At 26.4% G+C, this 20029-nt stretch carries 41 protein-coding genes; 7 read left to right on the top strand and 34 right to left on the bottom strand.

All coding sequences use genetic code 11. From position 1 onward, the window contains the following. Positions 1–94 precede the first annotated feature (94 nt). The 7 genes from Q0H31_RS09840 to Q0H31_RS09810 are packed head-to-tail and all read left to right on the top strand — an operon-like array spanning position 95 to position 5980. Positions 95–793: a hypothetical protein gene (locus Q0H31_RS09840; RefSeq protein WP_295297740.1), complete on the top strand. Its 699-nt coding sequence runs from the start codon at positions 95–97 to the stop codon at positions 791–793. A gap of 5 nt (positions 794–798) precedes the next feature. Continuing rightward, complete coding sequence (locus tag Q0H31_RS09835) at positions 799–1155, top strand: hypothetical protein (protein WP_295297738.1); 357 nt, start codon at positions 799–801, stop codon at positions 1153–1155. A gap of 2 nt (positions 1156–1157) precedes the next feature. Next, on the top strand, positions 1158–1499 hold the full coding sequence (locus Q0H31_RS09830) for a hypothetical protein (protein WP_295297736.1): 342 nt from the start codon (positions 1158–1160) through the stop codon (positions 1497–1499). Positions 1500–1504: 5 nt separating this feature from the next. Further along, the gene (locus Q0H31_RS09825; RefSeq protein WP_295297735.1) at positions 1505–2719 is read left to right on the top strand and encodes a baseplate J/gp47 family protein; all 1215 of its coding nucleotides are present in this window, start codon (positions 1505–1507) and stop codon (positions 2717–2719) included. Beyond that, positions 2716–3327 carry a hypothetical protein gene (locus Q0H31_RS09820; RefSeq protein WP_295297734.1) on the top strand — a complete coding sequence of 204 codons (612 nt, stop codon included), beginning with the start codon at positions 2716–2718 and terminating at the stop codon, positions 3325–3327. Before Q0H31_RS09825 ends, Q0H31_RS09820 begins: the two co-directional genes overlap by 4 nt. Before the next feature lie 2 nt (positions 3328–3329). After that, a complete protein-coding gene (locus tag Q0H31_RS09815; protein ID WP_295297732.1) occupies positions 3330–5381 on the top strand; it encodes a hypothetical protein in 2052 nt (683 codons plus the stop codon). A gap of 2 nt (positions 5382–5383) precedes the next feature. Further along, positions 5384–5980, top strand: coding sequence for a phage tail protein (locus Q0H31_RS09810; protein WP_295297730.1), 597 nt, complete (start codon positions 5384–5386; stop codon positions 5978–5980). Positions 5981–5986: 6 nt separating this feature from the next. Here the strand turns inward: Q0H31_RS09810 and Q0H31_RS09805 are convergent, their stop codons facing one another. From Q0H31_RS09805 to Q0H31_RS09640, 34 genes are all read right to left on the bottom strand, one after another. Beyond that, the gene (locus Q0H31_RS09805; protein WP_295297728.1) at positions 5987–6244 is read right to left on the bottom strand and encodes a hypothetical protein; all 258 of its coding nucleotides are present in this window, start codon (positions 6242–6244) and stop codon (positions 5987–5989) included. Further along, entirely contained in the window at positions 6231–6548 is a 318-nt protein-coding gene (locus Q0H31_RS09800) for a hypothetical protein (protein WP_295297726.1), read from the bottom strand. Before Q0H31_RS09800 ends, Q0H31_RS09805 begins: the two co-directional genes overlap by 14 nt. Before the next feature lie 5 nt (positions 6549–6553). Beyond that, positions 6554–7057 (bottom strand): site-specific DNA-methyltransferase, encoded by a 504-nt coding sequence (locus tag Q0H31_RS09795; RefSeq protein ID WP_295297724.1) that lies wholly within the window; start codon positions 7055–7057, stop codon positions 6554–6556. A 25-nt stretch (positions 7058–7082) separates the two neighbouring features. Next, positions 7083–7550 (bottom strand): hypothetical protein, encoded by a 468-nt coding sequence (locus tag Q0H31_RS09790; protein ID WP_295297722.1) that lies wholly within the window; start codon positions 7548–7550, stop codon positions 7083–7085. Positions 7551–7564: 14 nt separating this feature from the next. Next, positions 7565–7759: a hypothetical protein gene (locus Q0H31_RS09785; protein ID WP_295297720.1), complete on the bottom strand. Its 195-nt coding sequence runs from the start codon at positions 7757–7759 to the stop codon at positions 7565–7567. Beyond that, on the bottom strand, positions 7752–8237 hold the full coding sequence (locus Q0H31_RS09780) for a hypothetical protein (RefSeq protein ID WP_295297718.1): 486 nt from the start codon (positions 8235–8237) through the stop codon (positions 7752–7754). Before Q0H31_RS09780 ends, Q0H31_RS09785 begins: the two co-directional genes overlap by 8 nt. 3 nt (positions 8238–8240) lie before the next feature. After that, positions 8241–9131, bottom strand: a complete 891-nt coding sequence (locus Q0H31_RS09775; RefSeq protein ID WP_295297716.1) for a site-specific DNA-methyltransferase — start codon at positions 9129–9131, stop codon at positions 8241–8243. A gap of 9 nt (positions 9132–9140) precedes the next feature. Further along, positions 9141–9419 (bottom strand): hypothetical protein, encoded by a 279-nt coding sequence (locus Q0H31_RS09770; RefSeq protein WP_295297714.1) that lies wholly within the window; start codon positions 9417–9419, stop codon positions 9141–9143. Beyond that, a complete protein-coding gene (locus tag Q0H31_RS09765) occupies positions 9400–9837 on the bottom strand; it encodes a nucleotide modification associated domain-containing protein (protein WP_295297712.1) in 438 nt (145 codons plus the stop codon). The genes Q0H31_RS09770 and Q0H31_RS09765 overlap by 20 nt, the downstream gene beginning before the upstream one ends. 95 nt (positions 9838–9932) lie before the next feature. Then, a complete protein-coding gene (locus Q0H31_RS09760) occupies positions 9933–10079 on the bottom strand; it encodes a hypothetical protein (RefSeq protein WP_295297711.1) in 147 nt (48 codons plus the stop codon). After that, positions 10076–10285, bottom strand: coding sequence for a hypothetical protein (locus Q0H31_RS09755; protein WP_295297708.1), 210 nt, complete (start codon positions 10283–10285; stop codon positions 10076–10078). The genes Q0H31_RS09760 and Q0H31_RS09755 overlap by 4 nt, the downstream gene beginning before the upstream one ends. A 6-nt stretch (positions 10286–10291) precedes the next feature. Then, positions 10292–10651, bottom strand: a complete 360-nt coding sequence (locus Q0H31_RS09750; protein WP_295297706.1) for a helix-turn-helix transcriptional regulator — start codon at positions 10649–10651, stop codon at positions 10292–10294. Beyond that, a complete protein-coding gene (locus Q0H31_RS09745) occupies positions 10651–11073 on the bottom strand; it encodes a VRR-NUC domain-containing protein (protein ID WP_295297704.1) in 423 nt (140 codons plus the stop codon). The genes Q0H31_RS09750 and Q0H31_RS09745 overlap by 1 nt, the downstream gene beginning before the upstream one ends. 10 nt (positions 11074–11083) lie before the next feature. Further along, positions 11084–11479 (bottom strand): DUF4406 domain-containing protein, encoded by a 396-nt coding sequence (locus Q0H31_RS09740; RefSeq protein ID WP_288685683.1) that lies wholly within the window; start codon positions 11477–11479, stop codon positions 11084–11086. A gap of 12 nt (positions 11480–11491) precedes the next feature. Beyond that, the gene (locus Q0H31_RS09735; protein WP_295297701.1) at positions 11492–11887 is read right to left on the bottom strand and encodes a hypothetical protein; all 396 of its coding nucleotides are present in this window, start codon (positions 11885–11887) and stop codon (positions 11492–11494) included. Between the two features lie 14 nt (positions 11888–11901). Further along, positions 11902–12354, bottom strand: a complete 453-nt coding sequence (locus tag Q0H31_RS09730) for a hypothetical protein (RefSeq protein WP_014935163.1) — start codon at positions 12352–12354, stop codon at positions 11902–11904. 3 nt (positions 12355–12357) lie between these two features. Beyond that, entirely contained in the window at positions 12358–12630 is a 273-nt protein-coding gene (locus Q0H31_RS09725; protein WP_295297698.1) for a hypothetical protein, read from the bottom strand. Between the two features lie 11 nt (positions 12631–12641). Continuing rightward, complete coding sequence (locus Q0H31_RS09720; RefSeq protein WP_295297696.1) at positions 12642–12995, bottom strand: hypothetical protein; 354 nt, start codon at positions 12993–12995, stop codon at positions 12642–12644. A gap of 2 nt (positions 12996–12997) precedes the next feature. Beyond that, positions 12998–13237, bottom strand: coding sequence for a hypothetical protein (locus Q0H31_RS09715; RefSeq protein ID WP_295297694.1), 240 nt, complete (start codon positions 13235–13237; stop codon positions 12998–13000). Positions 13238–13280: 43 nt separating this feature from the next. After that, positions 13281–13736, bottom strand: coding sequence for a hypothetical protein (locus Q0H31_RS09710; protein WP_295297693.1), 456 nt, complete (start codon positions 13734–13736; stop codon positions 13281–13283). A gap of 256 nt (positions 13737–13992) precedes the next feature. Beyond that, entirely contained in the window at positions 13993–14307 is a 315-nt protein-coding gene (locus tag Q0H31_RS09705; RefSeq protein ID WP_295297691.1) for a hypothetical protein, read from the bottom strand. A 38-nt stretch (positions 14308–14345) separates the two neighbouring features. Beyond that, positions 14346–14645, bottom strand: coding sequence for a hypothetical protein (locus tag Q0H31_RS09700; RefSeq protein ID WP_295297689.1), 300 nt, complete (start codon positions 14643–14645; stop codon positions 14346–14348). A gap of 2 nt (positions 14646–14647) precedes the next feature. After that, a complete protein-coding gene (locus tag Q0H31_RS09695) occupies positions 14648–14932 on the bottom strand; it encodes a helix-turn-helix domain-containing protein (RefSeq protein WP_295297687.1) in 285 nt (94 codons plus the stop codon). Further along, entirely contained in the window at positions 14925–15500 is a 576-nt protein-coding gene (locus Q0H31_RS09690; protein ID WP_295297686.1) for a hypothetical protein, read from the bottom strand. Before Q0H31_RS09690 ends, Q0H31_RS09695 begins: the two co-directional genes overlap by 8 nt. 19 nt (positions 15501–15519) lie before the next feature. Continuing rightward, positions 15520–16392: a helix-turn-helix domain-containing protein gene (locus Q0H31_RS09685; RefSeq protein ID WP_295297685.1), complete on the bottom strand. Its 873-nt coding sequence runs from the start codon at positions 16390–16392 to the stop codon at positions 15520–15522. A gap of 2 nt (positions 16393–16394) precedes the next feature. Continuing rightward, complete coding sequence (locus Q0H31_RS09680; protein ID WP_295297684.1) at positions 16395–16529, bottom strand: hypothetical protein; 135 nt, start codon at positions 16527–16529, stop codon at positions 16395–16397. A 137-nt stretch (positions 16530–16666) separates the two neighbouring features. After that, positions 16667–16894, bottom strand: coding sequence for a hypothetical protein (locus tag Q0H31_RS09675; RefSeq protein WP_288550750.1), 228 nt, complete (start codon positions 16892–16894; stop codon positions 16667–16669). A 10-nt stretch (positions 16895–16904) separates the two neighbouring features. Next, entirely contained in the window at positions 16905–18440 is a 1536-nt protein-coding gene (locus Q0H31_RS09670; RefSeq protein ID WP_295297681.1) for a hypothetical protein, read from the bottom strand. Next, on the bottom strand, positions 18430–18615 hold the full coding sequence (locus tag Q0H31_RS09665; RefSeq protein WP_295297679.1) for a hypothetical protein: 186 nt from the start codon (positions 18613–18615) through the stop codon (positions 18430–18432). The genes Q0H31_RS09670 and Q0H31_RS09665 overlap by 11 nt, the downstream gene beginning before the upstream one ends. Positions 18616–18620: 5 nt before the next feature. After that, positions 18621–18806: a hypothetical protein gene (locus tag Q0H31_RS09660; RefSeq protein WP_295297677.1), complete on the bottom strand. Its 186-nt coding sequence runs from the start codon at positions 18804–18806 to the stop codon at positions 18621–18623. Between the two features lie 21 nt (positions 18807–18827). Next, positions 18828–19115 (bottom strand): hypothetical protein, encoded by a 288-nt coding sequence (locus Q0H31_RS09655; protein ID WP_295297675.1) that lies wholly within the window; start codon positions 19113–19115, stop codon positions 18828–18830. Beyond that, positions 19115–19354, bottom strand: coding sequence for a hypothetical protein (locus Q0H31_RS09650; protein WP_295297673.1), 240 nt, complete (start codon positions 19352–19354; stop codon positions 19115–19117). Before Q0H31_RS09650 ends, Q0H31_RS09655 begins: the two co-directional genes overlap by 1 nt. Beyond that, the gene (locus tag Q0H31_RS09645; RefSeq protein ID WP_295297671.1) at positions 19354–19587 is read right to left on the bottom strand and encodes a hypothetical protein; all 234 of its coding nucleotides are present in this window, start codon (positions 19585–19587) and stop codon (positions 19354–19356) included. The genes Q0H31_RS09650 and Q0H31_RS09645 overlap by 1 nt, the downstream gene beginning before the upstream one ends. Continuing rightward, positions 19577–19771 (bottom strand): hypothetical protein, encoded by a 195-nt coding sequence (locus Q0H31_RS09640; protein ID WP_295297669.1) that lies wholly within the window; start codon positions 19769–19771, stop codon positions 19577–19579. Before Q0H31_RS09640 ends, Q0H31_RS09645 begins: the two co-directional genes overlap by 11 nt. Between the last annotated feature and the right edge of the window lie 258 nt (positions 19772–20029).

Below are 20029 nucleotides of genomic sequence, written 5' to 3'. Positions count from 1 at the left end.
TGTTTATCTTTACTTAATTTACTGCGTTTCATACTTAAATTTTAACAAATTTCAGTTATCTAGGACAGCCCCTAAAAAAATAAGGAAATAAAATATGTTTAATAAAATAGACACATATCAAAGTATAAATAATAATATTGCTAAACAAATAAACAACGCATTAAAAAGACTTCCAAAATCGCAGGTTTGTAAAGTAGAGGAAGTGAAAGGAAATAAAGTAAAAGTTTCAAGAATGCTTGAAAATAACAACACAATAGGATATATAGATAATGTACCTATTATACGCCCTATTTATTTTAGTTATCCTATTAAGCAAGGCGATTTAGGTCTTTTAATAACTTCAAATTATCCAGTAAAAAGCTATATAAAAGATTATAATACACCTCCAAAAAATATGCCTGAAAACTCAAACGGTCAAGGTTATTTGTTTTTGCCTCTTGCCCCAGATAATATTGATTTTATTCAAGATAAAGAGGGAAAATCATTTGAAATATATTCACTAGATGGAAAAACTTCAATAACTATAAATGATGACAAAATAGAAATAAAAAATAATGCCTCAAGTGATGATGAAGGCAATAATATTTTAATAGATGAAAACGGCATAAACATTACAGACATAAATAAAAATAATATTCTTCTTAATGCTGATGGAATAAGTATTACAGATAAAAATGAAAACAATATAACATTTTCAAGCAATGGCACAAAGATAGAAGATAAAAATGGAAATGTATTTGAAATGGGCAGTTCAAGTGTAAAGATAAATAATAATTTTGAGGTGCTTCAGTGAAATATATGACAGTTGAAGATTGTACATTAACAACAGATAATGCTACAGCTAAAGCAACTATAATAGATGCTCCATCTACAAAAGTAAAAGCAGAAGGAAAAGGAGTATACAAAACACCGCTTAAAGTTCAGGTTGAAGGAGCTACTCAAGGAAGTTTTACACAAACAGCACCAAGCACAGGCACAATTATAAGCACAGCAAAAAAGGTAAAAGCAGATAATATTTTAGTAATTTTGGAAGGCGATAAAACAAATACTCCTGTTCAATGCACTGTTACAGACCCAAACACTGGAGCAACTACTACAATACCTGTAACTGTTACAATTCAAGCAGCAGGACAAACTAAAGTAAAAGGAGCTTGAATATGAGTGCTTGGCTTTTAGACATAGATGGTAATTGGCATGAGGCAAATGGAGATATTGAAACTAGAACTATTGATTTTATTACTAGACTTCAAACTATAAAAGGAGAACAGTCTTTTAATGCTAATAATGGGCTTGATTTTTTGAATATTATAAACGGTTCTTCTTTACTTGAAGTAGAAGTTGAAAATATAGCAAGAGATTTTAATAATTATTTTGATATAAATATAGGAAACGCAGAAGAAGATAGAAAAGCAAAAGTAATGAAAATAGATATAAACATGAAATTAAAAAATAGCAGTAATAATGAAACACTTAATTATACTGCTTTAATAGGAGCATAGTTAGCATGCAAATTGGCAATACAGGAGTAATTAAAGATAGTCCTACTGTCATACGTGAAAGGCTTTTAAATAAAGCTATAGAAGAAGCAGAAGGCTTTACTAATTTACCTAGTGGTATACAAAATAATTTAATAGATGAAAGTGTTATTATTGAAAATGAAATACAAGATATGCTTTCAAATGTTATGAATAGTATATCTCCTAGCTATGCTAATGATTTTATAGTTAAAGAGCTTGGAGAGGCTTTTGGTCTTAAAATGAAAGATAAAGCTCTTCCAAATACCACTATAACTTTCTATGGACTTGCTGGAGTAGTTATTCCTGAAGGACTTGAAATAGGAAATGCGGACGGTTCAAAGAAGTTCGTTACAACTAAAAGCGATATAATAAATGCGATCGGTCAAGTGAGTATTTACTGCGAAGGAGCTGATTATTATGACACTCCAACCCCTGCTAATACTTTAACTGTTTTGTTTAATCAAGTATTGAATGTTACTAGCTGTACTAATCTTAATGATGCTGTTGAAAGTACACCAGCCGAAACTATTTCAGAGTTTAGAGCACGTTTTCAAACTAGAGCACAGGCAAATAGAAGCGGAACTGTAGCAACTTTAGATAATGCTTTGAAAGAAGTAGAAGGAACAGTTGACAGACTTTGTACTTATAAAGAATCACAAATATTAGAAGATGGAGTAAAAAAAGCAGTTATTGAGGTTGTAGTAGGCGGAGGCGATGATTACAGTGTAGCATTAGCTATTTTTAATGTACTTTATCCTAATATTTTTGTTTCTAATCCTTCAGGTGATGAAACAAATAGAACAGTTAATATAAATGTTACTTTTAATAGTGTTGATTTTCTAATTACTTATACAAGACCTAAAATTAATCAATTAAGTATTAGTATTTCGCTTACAGTTCAAAGCGGATTTATTAATATTCCAAGTGAGGCATTTACTTTACTTCTTCGTCCTTATTATGAGAATTATATTAATAATTTAAAAATTGGATATAGTCCCACAGGATATAGTTTTGATGATTTAATTTATCAATGTTTTAAAGATAATTCATATTCAAGAGATATTATAACAGGAATAAATTATACACTTAATATAAATAGAGCACCTGCATCATTAAATGGAGAAAGGCAATTAGAAACGGCATTTGACACCGCTTATACATTATTAGATTTGGAATGTACTCTAACAGGAGCGAGTGTATGATTGAAAAATTAAGTGATATACATGTTTGGCAGCAATATAAACGCTCTGATGCTATAGTTAATTATTTTGCTTTTTTTAGAGATTATATTCAAGAAAATTATAATGATTTATTTTTTAAGTATAATAAAGAAACAAAACAAATAGAACTAGGAGAATATGCTAAAGAGTTTTCTATAAATCAAGCACAGACAGATTATTTAGAATACTATTTAAGAAGTATTTATAATATGCTTCGTCCGCATTATTTAGTAGATAGAACTTTTTATGACAGCGGACTTAAATATGACAGCTTATATGAATATGATAAAGAAGGCACTGCTGAATTAGTCCCTGTTTCTTTATTAAAAAAAATATTTACTTTTGTATACAACTTAAAATATACACATTGGTCCATACCTAATTTAGCTGCTATGCTTGCTAATTTTTGTGAAATTAATATTACAGAAGTAAGAATTGAAATAGATACAACTAGATTAAAATATTTCAAGGTTTATTTACCTATAAATAAAAACTCACAGGATTTTAGAATAATTTATAACACTTACAGAAATATTTTGAATATGCCTATAGGCTTTAATATGGAACTTAATTTAATTGATGAGGTGTAAATATGGCAAAATTGAAAAACAATATTTTAAATAACAATATAGCAGGAGATACAAGTAATATATTAATCCCTGATAGTTCAGCAATAAACAATGGTATAGCTTTTAAATCTAATATAAATAGTAATGTTTTAAATGGATTTTATAATATATTATCTGAAGCTATTCAGTATTTGCAGTTTACAGTAGGATTATATAACAAAGAAGCTGATTATAATGAAGGAAATATTGCTTCACTTGTTATAAAAGATAGTGAAAATTATAGTATTTGGCAGTTTAGAAGAAATTCAAATAATCCTCAAGTATTAAATAATAATCCTCCAATAACTGGAGCAAGTATAACTACAGTAAATGGAATAGATATTTATGAAGGAGGGACATTAAATACAGATTGGGATAAACTTACACAAAATTATGATGTAGAAGCAACTCCTAATACAGTTATGATTAGAGATGAAGAAGGGGCAAGTAAGATAAATATGCCTTCTAATATAAAAAACACTACAGCAGTAAATAATGAATATTTAGAAGAGCAATTACAATCAAGACTTTCTACAAAACAAGATAAACTCATAGCAGGAACTAATGTAGAGATAACTGAGGACAATGTTATTAATGTACAAGGAGATGTAGCTACAGATGCTAAATCTGTTTCTTATGATAATTCAAATACTAATTTAGAATATATATCAGGTTATAGTTTCCCTAAGTTTAATGTAGAAATACCAACTTATAATTTAGTTCTTACAGATGGAACAACAGATTTTAATGCTAGTATTTTGAAACAGGAAGATGGAAGTTATTTGTTAAATGGGATATTAGAAAACTTTAATATTACAAATGCTAATGAAATAAATATTCAAATAAAAAGTATTAATAATATAACAGATAGTTATTATATTTATGCTTTGAGTTCTATATTATCTCAATTTTTTAACATTGAAAATATATCTTCAGAATCTCTAAGTTTATTTGAAGCTTTAGAAAATGAAATAAATATACAAAATAAAAACAATAATTTTGAGTTTGGTTTTTATACTGATTCTATAGATAATTCAAATTTTTATTTAAAAATTAAAAGTTCTGAAACATTAGAAACTACTTCTTCTACTATTACATTAAATATAAAAAATAGAGTATTAAGAAATACAGATGTTAATATATTTTATATAAATAATGACTTGACTATAGGTCAGATACAATTAAATCAGATAAACTCTTCTGTAGCATATCAAGGTACTTACAATGGATATACTAATACTACAAATGTTTTAAATTTCTATTCTGATTTAGATATGAGTAATTATTTTAATTTATCTCCAGATGATGAAACTTTCACAAATACAACAGGTATAACTTCAAGCAATGATAAAGCAGTGAAGTTCTTAATTAAATTAATAGAAAATAATATATATAGTCTGGTTATAGCATATCAAGATGGAAGCCAAATAAATTATGATGATGTATTTACTTTAAATCTTACACCAGATAAAAACTATTCACTTGATCCTATTTATAAAAATGTAACTAATGTTCAAGAACTTGGGGAAAGTTTAGCTTTAAGGTATATGCTATCTCCATATTATATACAATATCCAGATGCTGAAGGTAATTTTAATCCTAATGAAGAGCCGTCTGTTTGGTTTAAAAAGATGTATAATGTTACTACAACTTGGCAGATAATGTTTAATACAGAAAGTGTATATTTTAGAACAGAGGGTAATTTAGCTAATGCAGATAGGGTTAATGGTATTCAAGAGGATTCTATTAGACCATTAAAAGGTGTTATTAATGTAGTAACAAATGCTATAAATAATGTAGTTGCTGATTATATGATAAATAGCGGTAGTTTTTTATATAGAGCGTTGATAAATCAAAATAGCAATTATAACGGTATTTTTGAGATTAGAAATCCGCCGCCAGCTCCAAGTTTAGGATATGATATTAGCAGAGTAATGCCAACTTCACAAGAAATTAGAACGAAAAATAGATTAATAAGAATATACAAACTACTTACAATTAATGGTAAAAAAGTAAGTGATGTAATAGGAGTTTAAAGATGATATTTGCTGTATATGATAAAAATACTTATAAATGTTATTTTGTTGAAGGTCAGAATATTAATGATTTTAAGTTAAAAGATAATGAAGTTATAAAGGAGCATAATAGTAATGATTTAAGTCAGACTGATATAAGAGCTTATAATGAAGATGGTTCTGTAAGGAGTTTAGAAGAGCAAGTAAAAGAAAAAATAATTGTGCTTAAAGATAATGAAATAATAGACAATGGTATAATTAGAGAGCTTAATAAAAATGATGAAGCTGATTATATAGTTTTAATTGAAAGAGGTTTAGAAAATCTTGATGATAATAAAAAGATAATAGAATATAACGGCAAAAAATATATTACAGAAAAGAGTATTGAAGAGAAATATAGTGAAGGCTTAATTACAGCAGAAGAGTACAACGAATATATAATACAGCAAAGACAAAGTCAATATAGTCAAAACCTTGACGGAGCGAGAGCCGAGCTTTTAGATGATGTGCTTAATAGTTTAGCTTCTCAAGGGTTATTGAATGAAACTCAAATTGGAGCACTTAAAAGCATACAAACAACAAGAGCAAATATAAAAGAACAATACCCTAAACAATCCTAATAATAATTAATAAGGTTGTATTAAATTCTTTTTTAGGTTATTTTTTTTATATTCTAATATGCCTTCTTCTATAGCTATAGCAAACTTTACTGCTAATTCTCTATACTCTTTATGAATTATGGTTTTATTTTCATATTTCAATAATCTAAACTGTCTATTAGTTAGCCCTAATTTTTCTGCTATTATTTTATTTTTACCATATTTTTTAGCTATATTTTTTACATGATTAAAATCAAAAGTTTTAAGTTTCTCATACCAAATCATTTTCACTCCTTATATTAATTTCCCTATGTAGTAAAGTTACCCTTAGTATTTCATTTATTTTGTCAGAATTATTTTCTATAAAGTCAAGTGTATCTCTCATTCTTTTTATATTATTCCTTTCTATATCTTTCTCAGAATGTAACCTAAACTCAGCAGGGAAATATACTATATCATCATAAGTAGCATAACATTCAAATAAATTAGTTTTTATATCAATATATCTTCCTACATCTTTTATTGATATAGATGTGATTAAATTATTAGTATCTAATGCTTTTATTGCTTGCTTTAATTTATCTTCCATAATTTTTAAACTCCTGCAAATAAACCTTGCTTTTCTTTTATCCTATTACAACATATATTGTAATACTCTCTGTCTATTTCAATACCTATATAATTTCTATTGTTTTTAATAGCTCCTAAAAGTGTACTGCCAGAGCCTGCGAAACAATCAAGTATTATATCATTTTCATTACTAACTAATTTTACTATTCTACTCATTAATTCAAGCGGTTTTTGTGTGCCGTGTTCTTTATCTATTGAGTTTTTGTTAATAAACATAACTGTGTTTTCTCTACAACCGAGCGTTAACTTATCTATAGCATTAATATGACTTTTTATTTGTTTTAAACCATAACATCTAATAACTTTACACTCAGCCCTCAATTCTTTATAAGAATTAATACCATTATTAATTTTATTTTCTATATCTTTTATTTTATCTTTATTTTTTATAGCTAAAATAATCTCTTTATATGTGTGTTGTAAATTATCTAATTTTATTATACTATCTTCAATTAATTTTATATTCATTATTCACTCCTTATTTACTGCCTTATTATCTTATTATATTAATAGTATTTACTGAAGAATAATTACTAAACTCATTAATTAAATCTTCAAAATTACCGCAGTCAATAGTTATGAGCTTATTCAAATTGTTTTCTATAAAAGATAAATAAAGATTAATATCATTTTGAGAGCATTTTTCAAAATCTATGCTGAATGTATTTATATATCTTGTTTTTCCGTTGATTACAGTTTTCTTAAAATATTCCTGCTTCGTTTCAAAAGCGTAAAACTCTTTAAGATATATATGTAAATCATCTGTAGAATTAATTTTTATCTCATCTCTTATAAAATAAAGAATAGCAGGAAGTATAGCTCCGAAGTAATATTTTAACTGCTCGTAGCTTCTATGCTTTCTATGCACTTCAATAATATATTTCTCTTTATTTTCTAAAGATTGAATAAAAGATGACAGTTCTTTTAAGCTTTCTTTGTTTAATTCAAATACTTTATTCATTGTATAAACTCTAATTATTTAACCTTTTCAGTTTCGCCGTTTTTTGTTTTTTTTCTTCTAATAAAATCTTTTTTCAGTTCAAAATCTACGCAAGCCTTATGCGTTGTTTTAGTTGCTCCTCTGTATACCTTACAAATCAAAGCACCATATGCCGATTTAGCAAATTTACATTCAAAGCAGTAATATTGCGGTTTCTGTTTATCAGTCATTTTTAAGCTCCTTCGGTGTTATCCCTAATACAAAATAACAATAGTTTTCTAAAGCATAGTCTATATATTTACCAAATCCTCCTAAAGCAAATCTTAAATATCCAAAACTTTTTTCTTTCCCGTTTTCTATTCTTTTATTCCAAATATCCTGCAGTTTTTCCCATTCTAATTTTACTAAAAGAGTATTATAAAAATATATATAATAATATTTATTGTCTTTATGAGTTTTTTTACCTTTTTTAAAATAAGGTATCATTTTATATATAATTCCTAAACCATGATTAATAACTATATCATTATTATAAATTACATAGTTATCTTTATACTGAATATATCTATTAAGATTTTTTTCATATTCTATATGGTCTTTATATTCTGTAAGAAAAATATTAAAGTTCTTTTTTCCTTTTACATAAAAAGCATAACCGAACTTACTACAGCTATTTTCTAAAGTAAAACCATGAGGCTGGCACTTCATTATTTAAACTCCTGCGAATAACCCTTGCTTTTCTTTTATCCTATCACAGCATATATCGTAATACTCTTTGTCTATTTCAATGCCTATATAATTTCTATTGTTTTTAATAGCTCCTAAAAGCGTACTGCCAGAGCCTGCGAAACAGTCAAGTATTATATCATCTTCATTGCTAACTAATTTTATTATCCTGCTCATTAATTCAATAGGTTTCTGTGTTTCGTGTTCTTTATCTATTGAGTTTTTGTTAATAAACATACAAGTATTTTCTACAAATCCTCTTATCAACAGTCTTATACAATCTACACTTCTATAAGTATGTTTTACAGAACTGTTTGCAATAATACCGTTTTTACGAGCACTGCCATTATATTCAATAATTCCATCTTCTATATATTTTTTTATAGCTTCAAGCTCCTCTTTATTTTTTAAACCTGATTGTATTCTTTTATAAGTATTAAATAATTTTTCTATTTTTTTCTCGTTTACACAATTCTCAAAATAATCAATATAGCATTTATTTATAGGTTTATTTCCTTTTGATAATATATAAAAACTTTCGTGTCTTCTCGGCAAATTAGACATAAAATTAGTTGTACTATTTTTCGCCCAAATACACTCTTCTTTTACATTAAAACCTATTTTATTAAGCATTACTATATCTTTACATAATTGTAAACCGCTTCCGAATACCACTAAAAAGCTATTATTCTTCAGCACTCTGTAAAGCTCTTTATATATCAATTCTCTGTTAAAAGCCCTGTCTAATTTATGCTTAAGCAAATTATAAGGAGGGTCTATTATCACGCAGTCTATACTTTCATCAGGTATCTTTTTTAGCTCCGCCTCGCTGTCGCCGTGTATTACAGTGTTCTTTATATCATCTATATTATACATACTCCGCCTTTAATTATAAAATATTCTGTCTATACTTATATAATTCTCCTCTATTTCTTTTACTATAGCATCTACATCTATATAATCACCTACTTCTTTAGTATTTAAGTCTATTATTTGTTTTTGTATGATGTTATAAACTCTTTGTACTACTTCTTTATTTTCATTCTCATATAATATATCAATTTTACTTGCCATATTTATTATATTTATTTGATTATCGATAATACAAATATCTATCAAGTTATTAAAATTATATAAATCATCTTTAGTTTTTATTAATATCATTGTTTAGCTCCTTATTCTCTAAATATATTAAACTTAAAACCGAGTAGCCTGCGATGTCTAACAATGTGTCTGCTATGCTCTCATAGTTAGGCTTTTCTTTATTCTTTAATAAACTATGCAGTCTATTTTTCTTTTTGTCTAATTCTATGGCTACATATACCCAACCGAACTTATTTACGCTTTTATCAAAACTACTGCCGTAATCACTATTCTTTTTTATCAATGTATTTTCTAAAATATAAAAGAAATTTCCCTCTCTAAAATATACTTGCAAATTACAGCCTATACGATTTATTAAATTATGAATAAAAACATCAAATTTCTGATTATTTTGTATTTTATTTATTATTTTTAATAAACAGAAATAATCTACACATAATCTATTTTTTTTATCATTATCATCTTCAAAAATATACATTATCATCTTCAAAAATATACATTTCTTTTGTAAGATTTATATTTTTTATATTATACTCGAAGTTTTTCTCAAACCATTCTTTTATTTGCTCTTTTTTATTCATCATTTCCTCCAATTTCTATATTGCTTCTATAAATAACAAAATGTTCTTCAGCAGTTTCTATTGTATCATTAAAAAATGTCAAAACTTCAAGCATATTATCCGTATCTTTTACTACTTTACTTTGATTATTATTATTCATTGTAAAGCTCCAAACCCAATATAAGGATTTTTTAAATACTCTATTTGTTTTTTAAGTTCATTGTTTTTATATTCTAATTCTCTTATATCTCTTTCATATTCCTGCTGTGCTTTATAGATATTCTTTATATCTTGATAATAAACAGCTATCCAAAAGAAACACCATAGACAAACAAAACAAAATATAACTAATATTGATTTAGGCATTTTTATTTACTCCTTAATTATTTTTCTTGCTTTAGGTTTATAATATTTTTGTAATATCATAACTATTGTAAGTAAATCATCATCATTAATATTTCTATTACCTAATACACTCATACATCTTGTTTGAATAGCCTTTTTATCTGTTTTCATCAAGATTTTATACAACTCTTTTTCTTCTACTTTTATTACATTTGCTAACTTTTTAATATTATATAAAAGCGGCAATGCGTTTGAATGTTCATAGCGATTATACTGTTGTTTTGTCATACCAAGCATTTTTGCCATATCTTCACATTTCAAATCATTGTCTATTCTATATTTTAATAACATTTTAGCTAATGCGTTTCTTTTACCTTTTATTCTCATTATTCCTCCCATATTACAGGCTCACCCTGTAAATATTTTTCTATTTTATATATAGCATCATAATATCCATAAGAAACACTACAAGCATGTCCTTTAGCTATATGTCTTTTTAACCACTCTTTTTGGTCATCGCTTAATTTACCTCCAACTTTTTTAAGCTCCAAATAAAGTATTTGATATTTCCCTGCTGTCTCTTCTATCATTAAATCTGGATGCCCTTTCCTTATGCCTTGACTTTTTATAAACCTTATTTGTCCCCAACTTTTAGCTTTAATTCCGCTTAGTGAAGGATGACTATCTAAATCTCTATTTTCAAGATATTTGAATACTAAAGCTTGAACATCGCTTTCTTTTAGAGGCTGAGGGTCTCTATATTCTATTTCTATATTTTTAAGCAAACTATCAAAATCTACTGATGCCATATTTACTCCTTTATCTAATATCAAATCTTGTTGTAGTATATCTATAAATAGGATAACCCTTTAAAAATGAGCTTAAAGAAACAACAGGTATTCCTAAAGATATACAAATCATTTTTTCAAGCATAGCCCCTTTGCTGTTTTCACTTCCATTTTCTATATCTATTAAACAATCACAATCTACAAGCATTTTTATATCATTCTTTAGATAATCTTCCCATTTGCCTGTTTTATTCAAATAGTCATAATGACAAGGCACTATAACATCTAATTTAATTTTCTCTTTATCAGTTTTTTTATTGTTTTTCGCTTCAAAGTCTTTAATTCTTATTTTGGCATACTCAAACTCTTCTTTATAATTCTCTCTTCCAGTAATAGCACCGCTTAAATATATTTTTAGTTTTCTCATGGTTTAAGCTCCTTACTCTAATATATTTTTTAATTCTGTTTCTATCTGTTTTCTATAAAAATAAAGTTCTTTTATTATTTTTATAGGTTCACAATCTAATCTTTGTATAAACCACTCAACACTATAAAAATCTTTTTGTATTCCGTTAAAGCTTCCGATATTTACTATATCATTAAATATATAATCATTTACATCTTTATAAATATATATATCTAAAGAAGGAGAATTATTTTCAATATATTTTATACAAGCTATATATCTTTTACCTTCTCTAATTATTATTTCACATTCATCAGAATATATATAAATATCTATTTTATAATTAGACATATTAAAGTCTTTTAATACTTTTAATATTAAATCTTTTATTTTGTTTTCAAGTTCATTTCTTAAGTCTTCTAATTTCATTTTTCAACCTTTTATTATTTATAAAAGTTTTTAATCATATTTGTTATTTGTATTAAATATTTATTTTTGATTATAGATATATCCATTTCTATTACTTCTATAGTTTCACTAATACAATTATCTATTACATTTTGAAAATCGGTTGCCTTTATTAAATCATTATCTTTTATAAACTGTTTAGATTTTTCATAAGATTTTAATAAATAGTATAACTTATATAAACTGTTTAATATGTTTTTACCTACTTTCGTAGGTCTATTTATATTATATTCTTTTAATATCTTTTTATATAATTTCATTGTTAAAAAGAAATTATTTACATTTTTAGATGTAAAATCTAAAGTTTCAAACCATTCAAAAATATCTTCTATCTCTTTTCTATAAGAGTATTTAATACAAGCCCATAAAATTATAAAGAATAAAAAGAAAATGAAAGAAACTATGCTTATAACAATAATAATTTTCATTATTTAAGCCTCCTCACTGATTACATCATCTATATACTTAAATAATTCATCAAAGGTTTCTACTTTTTTATTATCATAAGTTTCAAAGAATTTATGTTCATAACCTATAGAGATAAATCCATCTCTTAAAAATAAAACAAATACATAATTTTTTATATTAAAGTTCAATAAAAAATCATTATTAAAACTTATATCTTCATATCTTTTTTCTAATTCTGTTTTAATATGCTCTTTTATTTTATCTACTATGTTTCTATAGTCTTGTAATAAGTTCATTTTAAGCTCCTTTAATATATTTTTGTGCCTATATAAGCACCTATTAAAATCAAACTATCATCTTTCTGTACGACTTCTTCTATATCATAATCTTCATAGGTTACATCTTCATCATACCAATCTGTAACATCTTCAAATAAAATTATATTATTACCAGCTCTAACTTCTTTTAAGTTGTTTAATAATTCATTTACTGTTATAGGTTTACACTCATAAGGGTAATCATTTCCCATAATTTGAAGCCCAGCCCCTCCTATCATTTTACTGTATTCCAACTTGTATATCACTTCATTATCAATCTGTGCTTTAATAATTAAATCAGAAGAATGTTTGTATAATATTTCTTTTAATTTATTGATTTTCATTTTCAGCACTCCTTATATTTTTTTACTTCTTTTATTATTCTTTTACCCAATTTATTATCTGTATAAAGATATAATACGCCCGCTTGAGTACTTACAGCTACTTGCCTCAAATTGAAAATCATTTCAATAGATTTTATTTGGTTTATTTCTATACTTGCAAGAGAGAATTTGTCTCCGCTATATAGATATAATCTATCATCTTGTATATCAAAATCACCTATATTTAATATATTTATCCACATTTCTTATACTCCTCCAAAAACTGATACATCAAAAGATGATGTTTTAGTACTCCTTTTCTATTCTCATAGAGAACAGACTTAATATTTCTTCTCTGAAGTCTTGAAAAATATCAAACATAACTTCTTTAGCTTTTGTTGTAATTACAAAAGGAGAATTATTATAAGCACTTTTAAGTTCTCCATTTTTCTTAATAAACATGCTTTTATCTCTCATTTGAAACTCTATGACTGTAATTTGATTACACCTTGTGTAAACTTCAAAAAACAACTCATTATAAGGCAGCATCTTATACAATTCTTTTTTACATTTCTCTTTAAGCAATACATCTATACGCATGCTGTAGTCTTTATAAGTAATACCTTTTTTTAATTGTTTTTTCTTCTTCTCTTTTGTAGCTACTTCATGCAAGGCATCATTAAATATAGTCATGCCCTCATCTGTAAACCCTAACATTTCTTTTAATCTTTTTTTTCTATCTATTTTTTCTCTTGTTCCCATTTTTTACCCCTTTATTTTTATAAACATCAAGTTTTTATGTAAGGCAGGCTCAAGACAAGACCGCCTGCCTATACAAGATTATCCGACACATTCCCCCCTTTACTTTTCACACTCAAGCAAAGAGGCAAAATAAAAAAATAACTATGTCCGTTCACACCCCCCTTACGCTGTTTATTAAATGTATACTAATAATGTGAAATACACATTTGAAGCCGTCATATTCTTTACAATTTTCTGCTCTTCTAATTTTTCACTCCTAAAATAAATCATATTGCTCAGGTTCTTTAAAATTGAAAATACCATTCCAATATCTATTTGCTTCTTTATGGCTTTTACTAAACCATTCTTTACTATGGGGTTGTCTTTTACGAGTTGGTATGCTTGGACTTTGATATTTTTCATCTGTCAAATAACAAATAGCACCATCAAAAGTAGACTCACTTTCTCTTTCTTCTTCAGCTTTTAAAAGTCCATAAGTCATACCCATATTAAAAACATCTGATAAAATACCAGATATAGTTTTACATTCTGTATTAAAGCATTGATTATATTCTTTTATAAAATTACGCATTCATTAAACTCCATAAAATATTTTTATTATTTCTTGCTTTAGAATACTACCCCTTGTATTTCATAATAAATATCTATCAAACATAAATAGATAGCATTCTCTTTTAATATGTCATAGTCATAAATAGGGTTTCCACATAATCTGTAAACTTTACAAGATTTTATTAATCTATCTTTTTTTATATAATACAAATAATATTCACTTGAAAGATGTATAACCACATCATCATCTATACTCTGAATATCTAAATTTATTTTATTAGCTATATCATTAGCATAATCTGAGTTTCCTGATTTTAGATATTTGTTAAATTCATTTTCATATCTTAAAGTTGTCATAATTAAAATAATCTTCCTTGACCATCTTTATTAACACTAACTACATAATTTTTAATACCGCTTACTTTATCTTTTCTTTTGCCTACCTCTTGTAAAATACCAAGCTGAAGCATTTTATTAACTCTTGCTGATACTGTGCTTTTTTCCATTTTCAGCCTATCTGCTATCTCACCTCTAGTTGCTTCTTTAAGTTCAGATACACAATTAAATATTTTTTTGAATTGTGTATTTTCTTTTTTGCCTTTAATTAAATTGTTATAGCAGTCTATAGAAGTTTGTCTAACCATTAACAGCCTCCATAACAAGCTGCTTATATTCTGCTAAAACCTTTTTGTTTATAGCTTGATTATCTTCATACTTCATATCAAAGTGTTTATAATCAATACTTGAAAAATCTTCAGAACAGCTGTAAATGCTTGGTTCAATAAAGTTGTTATATTTTGTTTTAATCATTAACCCCATTTCAGATTTCAAATCATCTAAAAAGTCCTGATAAAATCCATTACTTGAAAAATCTCTTATGTTTAATATTTGATTTTTTATGACAAAAAGAGATTTATATATTTTTCTTTTGTTATTAATATCACTCAAATATTCTTCTAACTTTTGATAAAATATAGCTTCTTCTTTTTTGAAATATTCAATAGTATTATAAATATCATAATCTTTATATATTCCAAAGTTTTTTAAAAGCGTATATAATTTAATCACAAAATAATTATTAATGTTTTCAGGCTTTTTGTCATTTGGAATATTTTTTATATCTTCTATGAGTTGAAAAATCTCTTTTTGATACTTTTCTCTATGTTTGCCATAATTAAACTTTTGTTGTTCTGGTATTCCATTTTTTCCCATTTTCTACCCCTAAAAAATGTTAATACTTAAAATAATCAAAACTTGGATTTCTATATTTCCCTTTACCCTCATTTGAAACTGGATCGCTTTCTGCTAATTTAGCATCTACAAGCCTTGAAATAATTCCATCAAGATAACTTGAAGCTCTAAAGAGATAATTGTCTATACAAGTTTTATCTTGAGCTATATATTCAAGGGTTTCAAATATAGCTATTCCAGCATGAACCCTCCGAGCTTCAAAATTTTTTTTAAGCCAATCCAATTTTTCAAAGTTTTCCCCTCGTGCCGAGACTGTTTGATTAAGCAAAGTGATAGGTTTCCCAGTGAGTTTAGTAAACCAGAAGATATATACTTTTTCAAAATCTTCAAAGCTTTGAAATTCAGTGCTATTGAGCAGTATATCTACTTCGTTTTTGTTTTCGTGTGCGTGCGTCTCACACACACTCACTGTATTATTATCTGTATTATTATCTGTATTATTATCTGTATTATTATGCTTATCATTTCTGTTAAGACCGTCTTGACCGTTTTGATAAGACGGTCTTAACATTTTTGTTAATACCGTATTATCATTTCTGTTAATACCGTCTTGATTGTTTTGATAAGACGGTATTATATATATTTTTCTTTTATCTATATTTTCTTGAGTTTTATCATATACACATTTTATATATCCATACTCTTTTAACTCTGAAATATATCTTGATATTGTAATATCTGATACTTCATAAAGCTCAGCAAAATAACTATTAGAAGCCCAGCAGTATCCTTTCTCATTACATAAAGCTGTTATTTCTACATATAATAATCTTGCTAAAGGTTTTAATCTTTTATCATAGCGGATATCCGCAGGAATAATAGCATAATAATTTTTTTGTATTTTATCACTCATTTTTAAGCCTTCTTATTTTTTACTTCTATAACTTCATCGTTGTACTTTATTTTTAATACATCATCTGTTACTACTTCAGTATGATTTTGAAGTTTTGGCTCTTTATTTTGTAATTTTTCTTTTTTATCATTTGACATTGTTTTACCCCTTTATATTTGTAATATGTTTGGACTTATACGGCTTATAAATCCCATCCGCAAACTTAGCCGTTATAGTCCTTTTTTAGCTGTAAAAGTTTTCCGCCCCAGTTATTAGGAGAAACTATGAAAACCTATCAACTCTCTATTTCTTTTATTATTCTATTCATTTCCTCTTTAGCTTCATTTCTGGTATCAAATAGAATAGGAATATTTATATTATTTAATTGAATAATTAATTTTGTTTTTTTAGTTGGATTGTATTGAGGCATCAAATATATTGCCTCAAAAGCTTTTTTATCAAAAAATAGTTTATTGTTTACATATACATACTTATTTTTTTTCTTAAAAAGATTTAGCATCATATTACTCCTATTAATTCTCTAATTTAAACTTTTTATCATCGTCTATTTGATTGAGATTATTCTTTTCTTGTTCAGCAATTAACTCATCCAAACTTCTATTATCTTCTGCATCAAATGGATTTCCATTAATATCTTTATCCCATTCATCATCTCTAGTATCGCTGAAAGGGTCTTCATCTTCATTTACTTGTATATTATTAGCTCCTTTAAATTCAGATTGTTTTGACTGTCTTTTAATTAATATCTTTTCTATGTATGAAGCATATTCATCAGCATAACCTATTAATTTTCCGCTTTTATAATCATTATAATAACTCTCTAATTTTTCAGTGCTTAATTCTTCCCATTTACAGCCTTTAGATATTCCGACAGGGCATATGCTTAATTTCTCATTCAATACTTTTTCTACATATTCTATATACTGCTCTCTGTCCCCTTGTGAAGCATAATATTTAACAGCATTTGCTAAAGAAGTAATATCTAACTCTTCCCATTTTTTACCTTTATTTTTACCATTTGGAACTATACTATAACCGACAATAGCTTCTTCGTTGGTATCTTCAGATATAGCATCGCACTTTATACTATTACCTATTTTATAAGTATCATTAGTTTTAGATATTTTGCCTTCCGCTATTTTTCTTTTTGTATACTTTTCTTCTAGTCTTTTTTTTCTATCTTTTTTATCAAATTCTTTTGAATAAGTGAAAGTTTGATATATTTCAGATACTTTTGCTTTAAAGCAATTTCCTTTTATATCTTTTAAGTGAAAATAATGTATAATATTGTCGCCTATTTTTTTATATTCATCTTCTATAATAATTGCTTCTAAATATTTATTTTTATACAGACATAAGATTTCATCACCTTTACAAGCATTGCCTGTAATATCATTTGTATATTTACCATTTTTGGTAACCCAGCAATCATTTTTCTCTATATAGGAGACATCTTCATTACTGTAAGTATTTGTTTCTATGTCGTACACAGAATTATCTATACTTGAAGCCTCTATATCTACTATATTATTATTTTGTTTTTGTTTATTAGGTGTATCAAAATCTTGTACTTCTTCTACTAAATAAAGACCTTCAAGGCAAGCAGGGTATAAAGCTCTTATGCCTTCTGCTATACAGCGGGCAGCTAACATCTGTCTAGGGTATTTTTTCCAATTATCTTTATTAAGATTTAATCCTGCTTTTTGTGCTGTCTCCATAGTCCAGCTGACTGTAAGCTCTCCAGCTTGTGGATGCTCGAATTTTATTGTGCATTCTGTATCATCTCTTTTTAAGTATGTTACTTTTCCGCCTGCTTTTTGAAATCGTACTAAAGTAGCCTGACTTTTTAAGGCAGGTTTTCCTTGTATTATTGAATAATCCATACTTGCCTGTATTGGATTTTTACCTTCAGATTGAGCGAGCATTAAAAGAGTAAAAACTTCATTATCATTCCTTGTGCCTAAAAAATTACTTTGAGCCGCCTTTTTACTCATTATCTCTAAATCTGATAAACTGTAATTATTTTGTACTGTTAATTTATTTTCCATTATTATCCTCGCTTCTGAAAATAGCATAATCAGGATGCTTATCTTCTTTTTTCTTATTATTTTTAAAAATAATAATTTTCATTTTGCCTTGTTCTGTATCTATAGTGCCTTGTAAATACTTATTACCAGCTTTTGAAGTATTAAGCCATAAAGCCCCTATTTTTTCATTTTTCATATAGATTATTCTCCTTTTATAGATTTTTCTAAATTTTTTACTTTTTTATCGCATTCATAGTGAAGCATATATAAACCAAAACATCCATTTAATTTTAAATATTCTGTTTTAAAGTCATTTTGTATCGCCTCACCGCATACAGCACACTTTATTTGTTTTTTTCTTCCGAAAATATCTTTTAATAAGCTCATTGTTTCTCCCCCCTATATTTTTTATTCCTCTTTAATTAATTCTTCTAATACTTCTAATTTAAGTTCTAAATATCTTATATTCTCCCATAATGTACTGCATTTAGCATTTGCTGATGTTCTTTTTGCTTTTGTAGGATTATCTGCTAAAATATCTTTTAATCTATCTAATGATTTTCTGGCATTTATTTTTTCTTTTTCTATTTGCTTTAATATTTTTTCTTTATATTCTATTAGAGCTGTATATCTGACTTGTTTTTTTAAATTAAGCCTTTGTTTATCAAGCATTTCTTCAGTTATTAGCTGTCCCATTACATTTCTCCTTCTTTTAATTTTTCTTTCTCACACGGATAAAGCTTATAGAAAAACTCATCAGGCTCATCCGCTTCTTCATCAATTCCACTATCTACAAAATCATCATCATCAGCTATTTTCTCATAAGCAATTAAATTACCATCGTTGTCATATTTTTTCATACCCCAATCTGTATACTCTTCAACAACGAATGTTTTGAGTTCTTTATCATAATATGTTTTTTTTAAACAGCTCATTATTCACTCCTTATTAAATCTTGAATATTAAAACGAGCACTACAAAATTCATTCAAGCATTCTTTACAAGGTTTATAATTATCTTCTGTTCCTTTTATTTCTTTTCCAAAATATGAGCATAGGATTTTATTATTAACTTTTTCTAAATGCTTACAATTATTTTGACAGCCTAAATACTTTTTATTATTTCTTATTATCACCCAATAAGAAGGTTCAAATTGTTTATTTTCCATTTTTATAATCCTCCTCATTTACTTTAAATAAAGGGACTATAACCCCAAAGCCCAATACATCATTTGATATTATTTCAGAAAAATCTGATAAAATAATAGTATCATTTTCATCTTTGAGACGAATAAAGATTTGGGTTTCATCTCCAAATTTGTTTAATTCTTGTTTGAACTCTTTGACTAACATATTTTTTCTCCTAATAATTTTTTATTTAAATACATCTCTGTATTTACCAGCTTAATTGTAATTATGTAGGAATTACTAAAATATGTTCTTTTTTGATTAAAATAAGCGATAAATAAGGTTTAACCTCATTTTTATTTTTGTAAACCTTATTTTTATTTGATTTTTGACCCAATTTTTAGTTTAAAAAAGCAGGTATTCCTTATAATTTAATTAACTAAAATAAAACAAAAGGAATACCTATGAAAGAATATACTTCAA

Origin of the sequence: uncultured Brachyspira sp. (genome assembly GCF_934747485.1) — a bacterium.
Lineage (GTDB): Bacteria > Spirochaetota > Brachyspiria > Brachyspirales > Brachyspiraceae > Brachyspira.
Note: the sequence above shows the minus strand (reverse complement) of the source record. Positions and strands in the feature narration are given on the sequence as shown.

Bases quoted from the DNA above. Each gene is read 5' to 3' on its own strand.
- Q0H31_RS09790 (WP_295297722.1), bottom strand. From the start codon at position 7,550: ATGAATAAAGTATTTGAATTAAACAAAGAAAGCTTAAAAGAACTGTCA.
- Q0H31_RS09740 (WP_288685683.1), bottom strand. From the start codon at position 11,479: ATGAGAAAACTAAAAATATATTTAAGCGGTGCTATTACTGGAAGAGAG.
- Q0H31_RS09735 (WP_295297701.1), bottom strand. From the start codon at position 11,887: ATGAAATTAGAAGACTTAAGAAATGAACTTGAAAACAAAATAAAAGAT.
- Q0H31_RS09770 (WP_295297714.1), bottom strand. From the start codon at position 9,419: ATGATATTAATAAAAACTAAAGATGATTTATATAATTTTAATAACTTG.
- Q0H31_RS09750 (WP_295297706.1), bottom strand. From the start codon at position 10,651: ATGAGAATAAAAGGTAAAAGAAACGCATTAGCTAAAATGTTATTAAAA.
- Q0H31_RS09695 (WP_295297687.1), bottom strand. From the start codon at position 14,932: ATGGTTAGACAAACTTCTATAGACTGCTATAACAATTTAATTAAAGGC.
- Q0H31_RS09725 (WP_295297698.1), bottom strand. From the start codon at position 12,630: ATGAACTTATTACAAGACTATAGAAACATAGTAGATAAAATAAAAGAG.
- Q0H31_RS09720 (WP_295297696.1), bottom strand. From the start codon at position 12,995: ATGAAAATCAATAAATTAAAAGAAATATTATACAAACATTCTTCTGAT.
- Q0H31_RS09650 (WP_295297673.1), bottom strand. From the start codon at position 19,354: ATGAGCTGTTTAAAAAAAACATATTATGATAAAGAACTCAAAACATTC.
- Q0H31_RS09655 (WP_295297675.1), bottom strand. From the start codon at position 19,115: ATGGGACAGCTAATAACTGAAGAAATGCTTGATAAACAAAGGCTTAAT.
- Q0H31_RS09765 (WP_295297712.1), bottom strand. From the start codon at position 9,837: ATGTATATTTTTGAAGATGATAATGATAAAAAAAATAGATTATGTGTA.
- Q0H31_RS09810 (WP_295297730.1), top strand. From the start codon at position 5,384: ATGATATTTGCTGTATATGATAAAAATACTTATAAATGTTATTTTGTT.
- Q0H31_RS09710 (WP_295297693.1), bottom strand. From the start codon at position 13,736: ATGGGAACAAGAGAAAAAATAGATAGAAAAAAAAGATTAAAAGAAATG.
- Q0H31_RS09800 (WP_295297726.1), bottom strand. From the start codon at position 6,548: ATGGAAGATAAATTAAAGCAAGCAATAAAAGCATTAGATACTAATAAT.
- Q0H31_RS09785 (WP_295297720.1), bottom strand. From the start codon at position 7,759: ATGACTGATAAACAGAAACCGCAATATTACTGCTTTGAATGTAAATTT.
- Q0H31_RS09795 (WP_295297724.1), bottom strand. From the start codon at position 7,057: ATGAATATAAAATTAATTGAAGATAGTATAATAAAATTAGATAATTTA.
- Q0H31_RS09660 (WP_295297677.1), bottom strand. From the start codon at position 18,806: ATGAGCTTATTAAAAGATATTTTCGGAAGAAAAAAACAAATAAAGTGT.
- Q0H31_RS09820 (WP_295297734.1), top strand. From the start codon at position 2,716: ATGATTGAAAAATTAAGTGATATACATGTTTGGCAGCAATATAAACGC.
- Q0H31_RS09670 (WP_295297681.1), bottom strand. From the start codon at position 18,440: ATGGAAAATAAATTAACAGTACAAAATAATTACAGTTTATCAGATTTA.
- Q0H31_RS09700 (WP_295297689.1), bottom strand. From the start codon at position 14,645: ATGACAACTTTAAGATATGAAAATGAATTTAACAAATATCTAAAATCA.
- Q0H31_RS09755 (WP_295297708.1), bottom strand. From the start codon at position 10,285: ATGCCTAAATCAATATTAGTTATATTTTGTTTTGTTTGTCTATGGTGT.
- Q0H31_RS09690 (WP_295297686.1), bottom strand. From the start codon at position 15,500: ATGGGAAAAAATGGAATACCAGAACAACAAAAGTTTAATTATGGCAAA.
- Q0H31_RS09685 (WP_295297685.1), bottom strand. From the start codon at position 16,392: ATGAGTGATAAAATACAAAAAAATTATTATGCTATTATTCCTGCGGAT.
- Q0H31_RS09645 (WP_295297671.1), bottom strand. From the start codon at position 19,587: ATGGAAAATAAACAATTTGAACCTTCTTATTGGGTGATAATAAGAAAT.
- Q0H31_RS09730 (WP_014935163.1), bottom strand. From the start codon at position 12,354: ATGAAAATTATTATTGTTATAAGCATAGTTTCTTTCATTTTCTTTTTA.
- Q0H31_RS09830 (WP_295297736.1), top strand. From the start codon at position 1,158: ATGAGTGCTTGGCTTTTAGACATAGATGGTAATTGGCATGAGGCAAAT.
- Q0H31_RS09805 (WP_295297728.1), bottom strand. From the start codon at position 6,244: ATGATTTGGTATGAGAAACTTAAAACTTTTGATTTTAATCATGTAAAA.
- Q0H31_RS09680 (WP_295297684.1), bottom strand. From the start codon at position 16,529: ATGTCAAATGATAAAAAAGAAAAATTACAAAATAAAGAGCCAAAACTT.
- Q0H31_RS09640 (WP_295297669.1), bottom strand. From the start codon at position 19,771: ATGTTAGTCAAAGAGTTCAAACAAGAATTAAACAAATTTGGAGATGAA.
- Q0H31_RS09665 (WP_295297679.1), bottom strand. From the start codon at position 18,615: ATGAAAAATGAAAAAATAGGGGCTTTATGGCTTAATACTTCAAAAGCT.
- Q0H31_RS09835 (WP_295297738.1), top strand. From the start codon at position 799: ATGACAGTTGAAGATTGTACATTAACAACAGATAATGCTACAGCTAAA.
- Q0H31_RS09815 (WP_295297732.1), top strand. From the start codon at position 3,330: ATGGCAAAATTGAAAAACAATATTTTAAATAACAATATAGCAGGAGAT.
- Q0H31_RS09715 (WP_295297694.1), bottom strand. From the start codon at position 13,237: ATGTGGATAAATATATTAAATATAGGTGATTTTGATATACAAGATGAT.
- Q0H31_RS09705 (WP_295297691.1), bottom strand. From the start codon at position 14,307: ATGCGTAATTTTATAAAAGAATATAATCAATGCTTTAATACAGAATGT.
- Q0H31_RS09760 (WP_295297711.1), bottom strand. From the start codon at position 10,079: ATGAATAATAATAATCAAAGTAAAGTAGTAAAAGATACGGATAATATG.
- Q0H31_RS09840 (WP_295297740.1), top strand. From the start codon at position 95: ATGTTTAATAAAATAGACACATATCAAAGTATAAATAATAATATTGCT.
- Q0H31_RS09775 (WP_295297716.1), bottom strand. From the start codon at position 9,131: ATGTATAATATAGATGATATAAAGAACACTGTAATACACGGCGACAGC.
- Q0H31_RS09675 (WP_288550750.1), bottom strand. From the start codon at position 16,894: ATGATGCTAAATCTTTTTAAGAAAAAAAATAAGTATGTATATGTAAAC.
- Q0H31_RS09745 (WP_295297704.1), bottom strand. From the start codon at position 11,073: ATGGCATCAGTAGATTTTGATAGTTTGCTTAAAAATATAGAAATAGAA.
- Q0H31_RS09780 (WP_295297718.1), bottom strand. From the start codon at position 8,237: ATGAAGTGCCAGCCTCATGGTTTTACTTTAGAAAATAGCTGTAGTAAG.
- Q0H31_RS09825 (WP_295297735.1), top strand. From the start codon at position 1,505: ATGCAAATTGGCAATACAGGAGTAATTAAAGATAGTCCTACTGTCATA.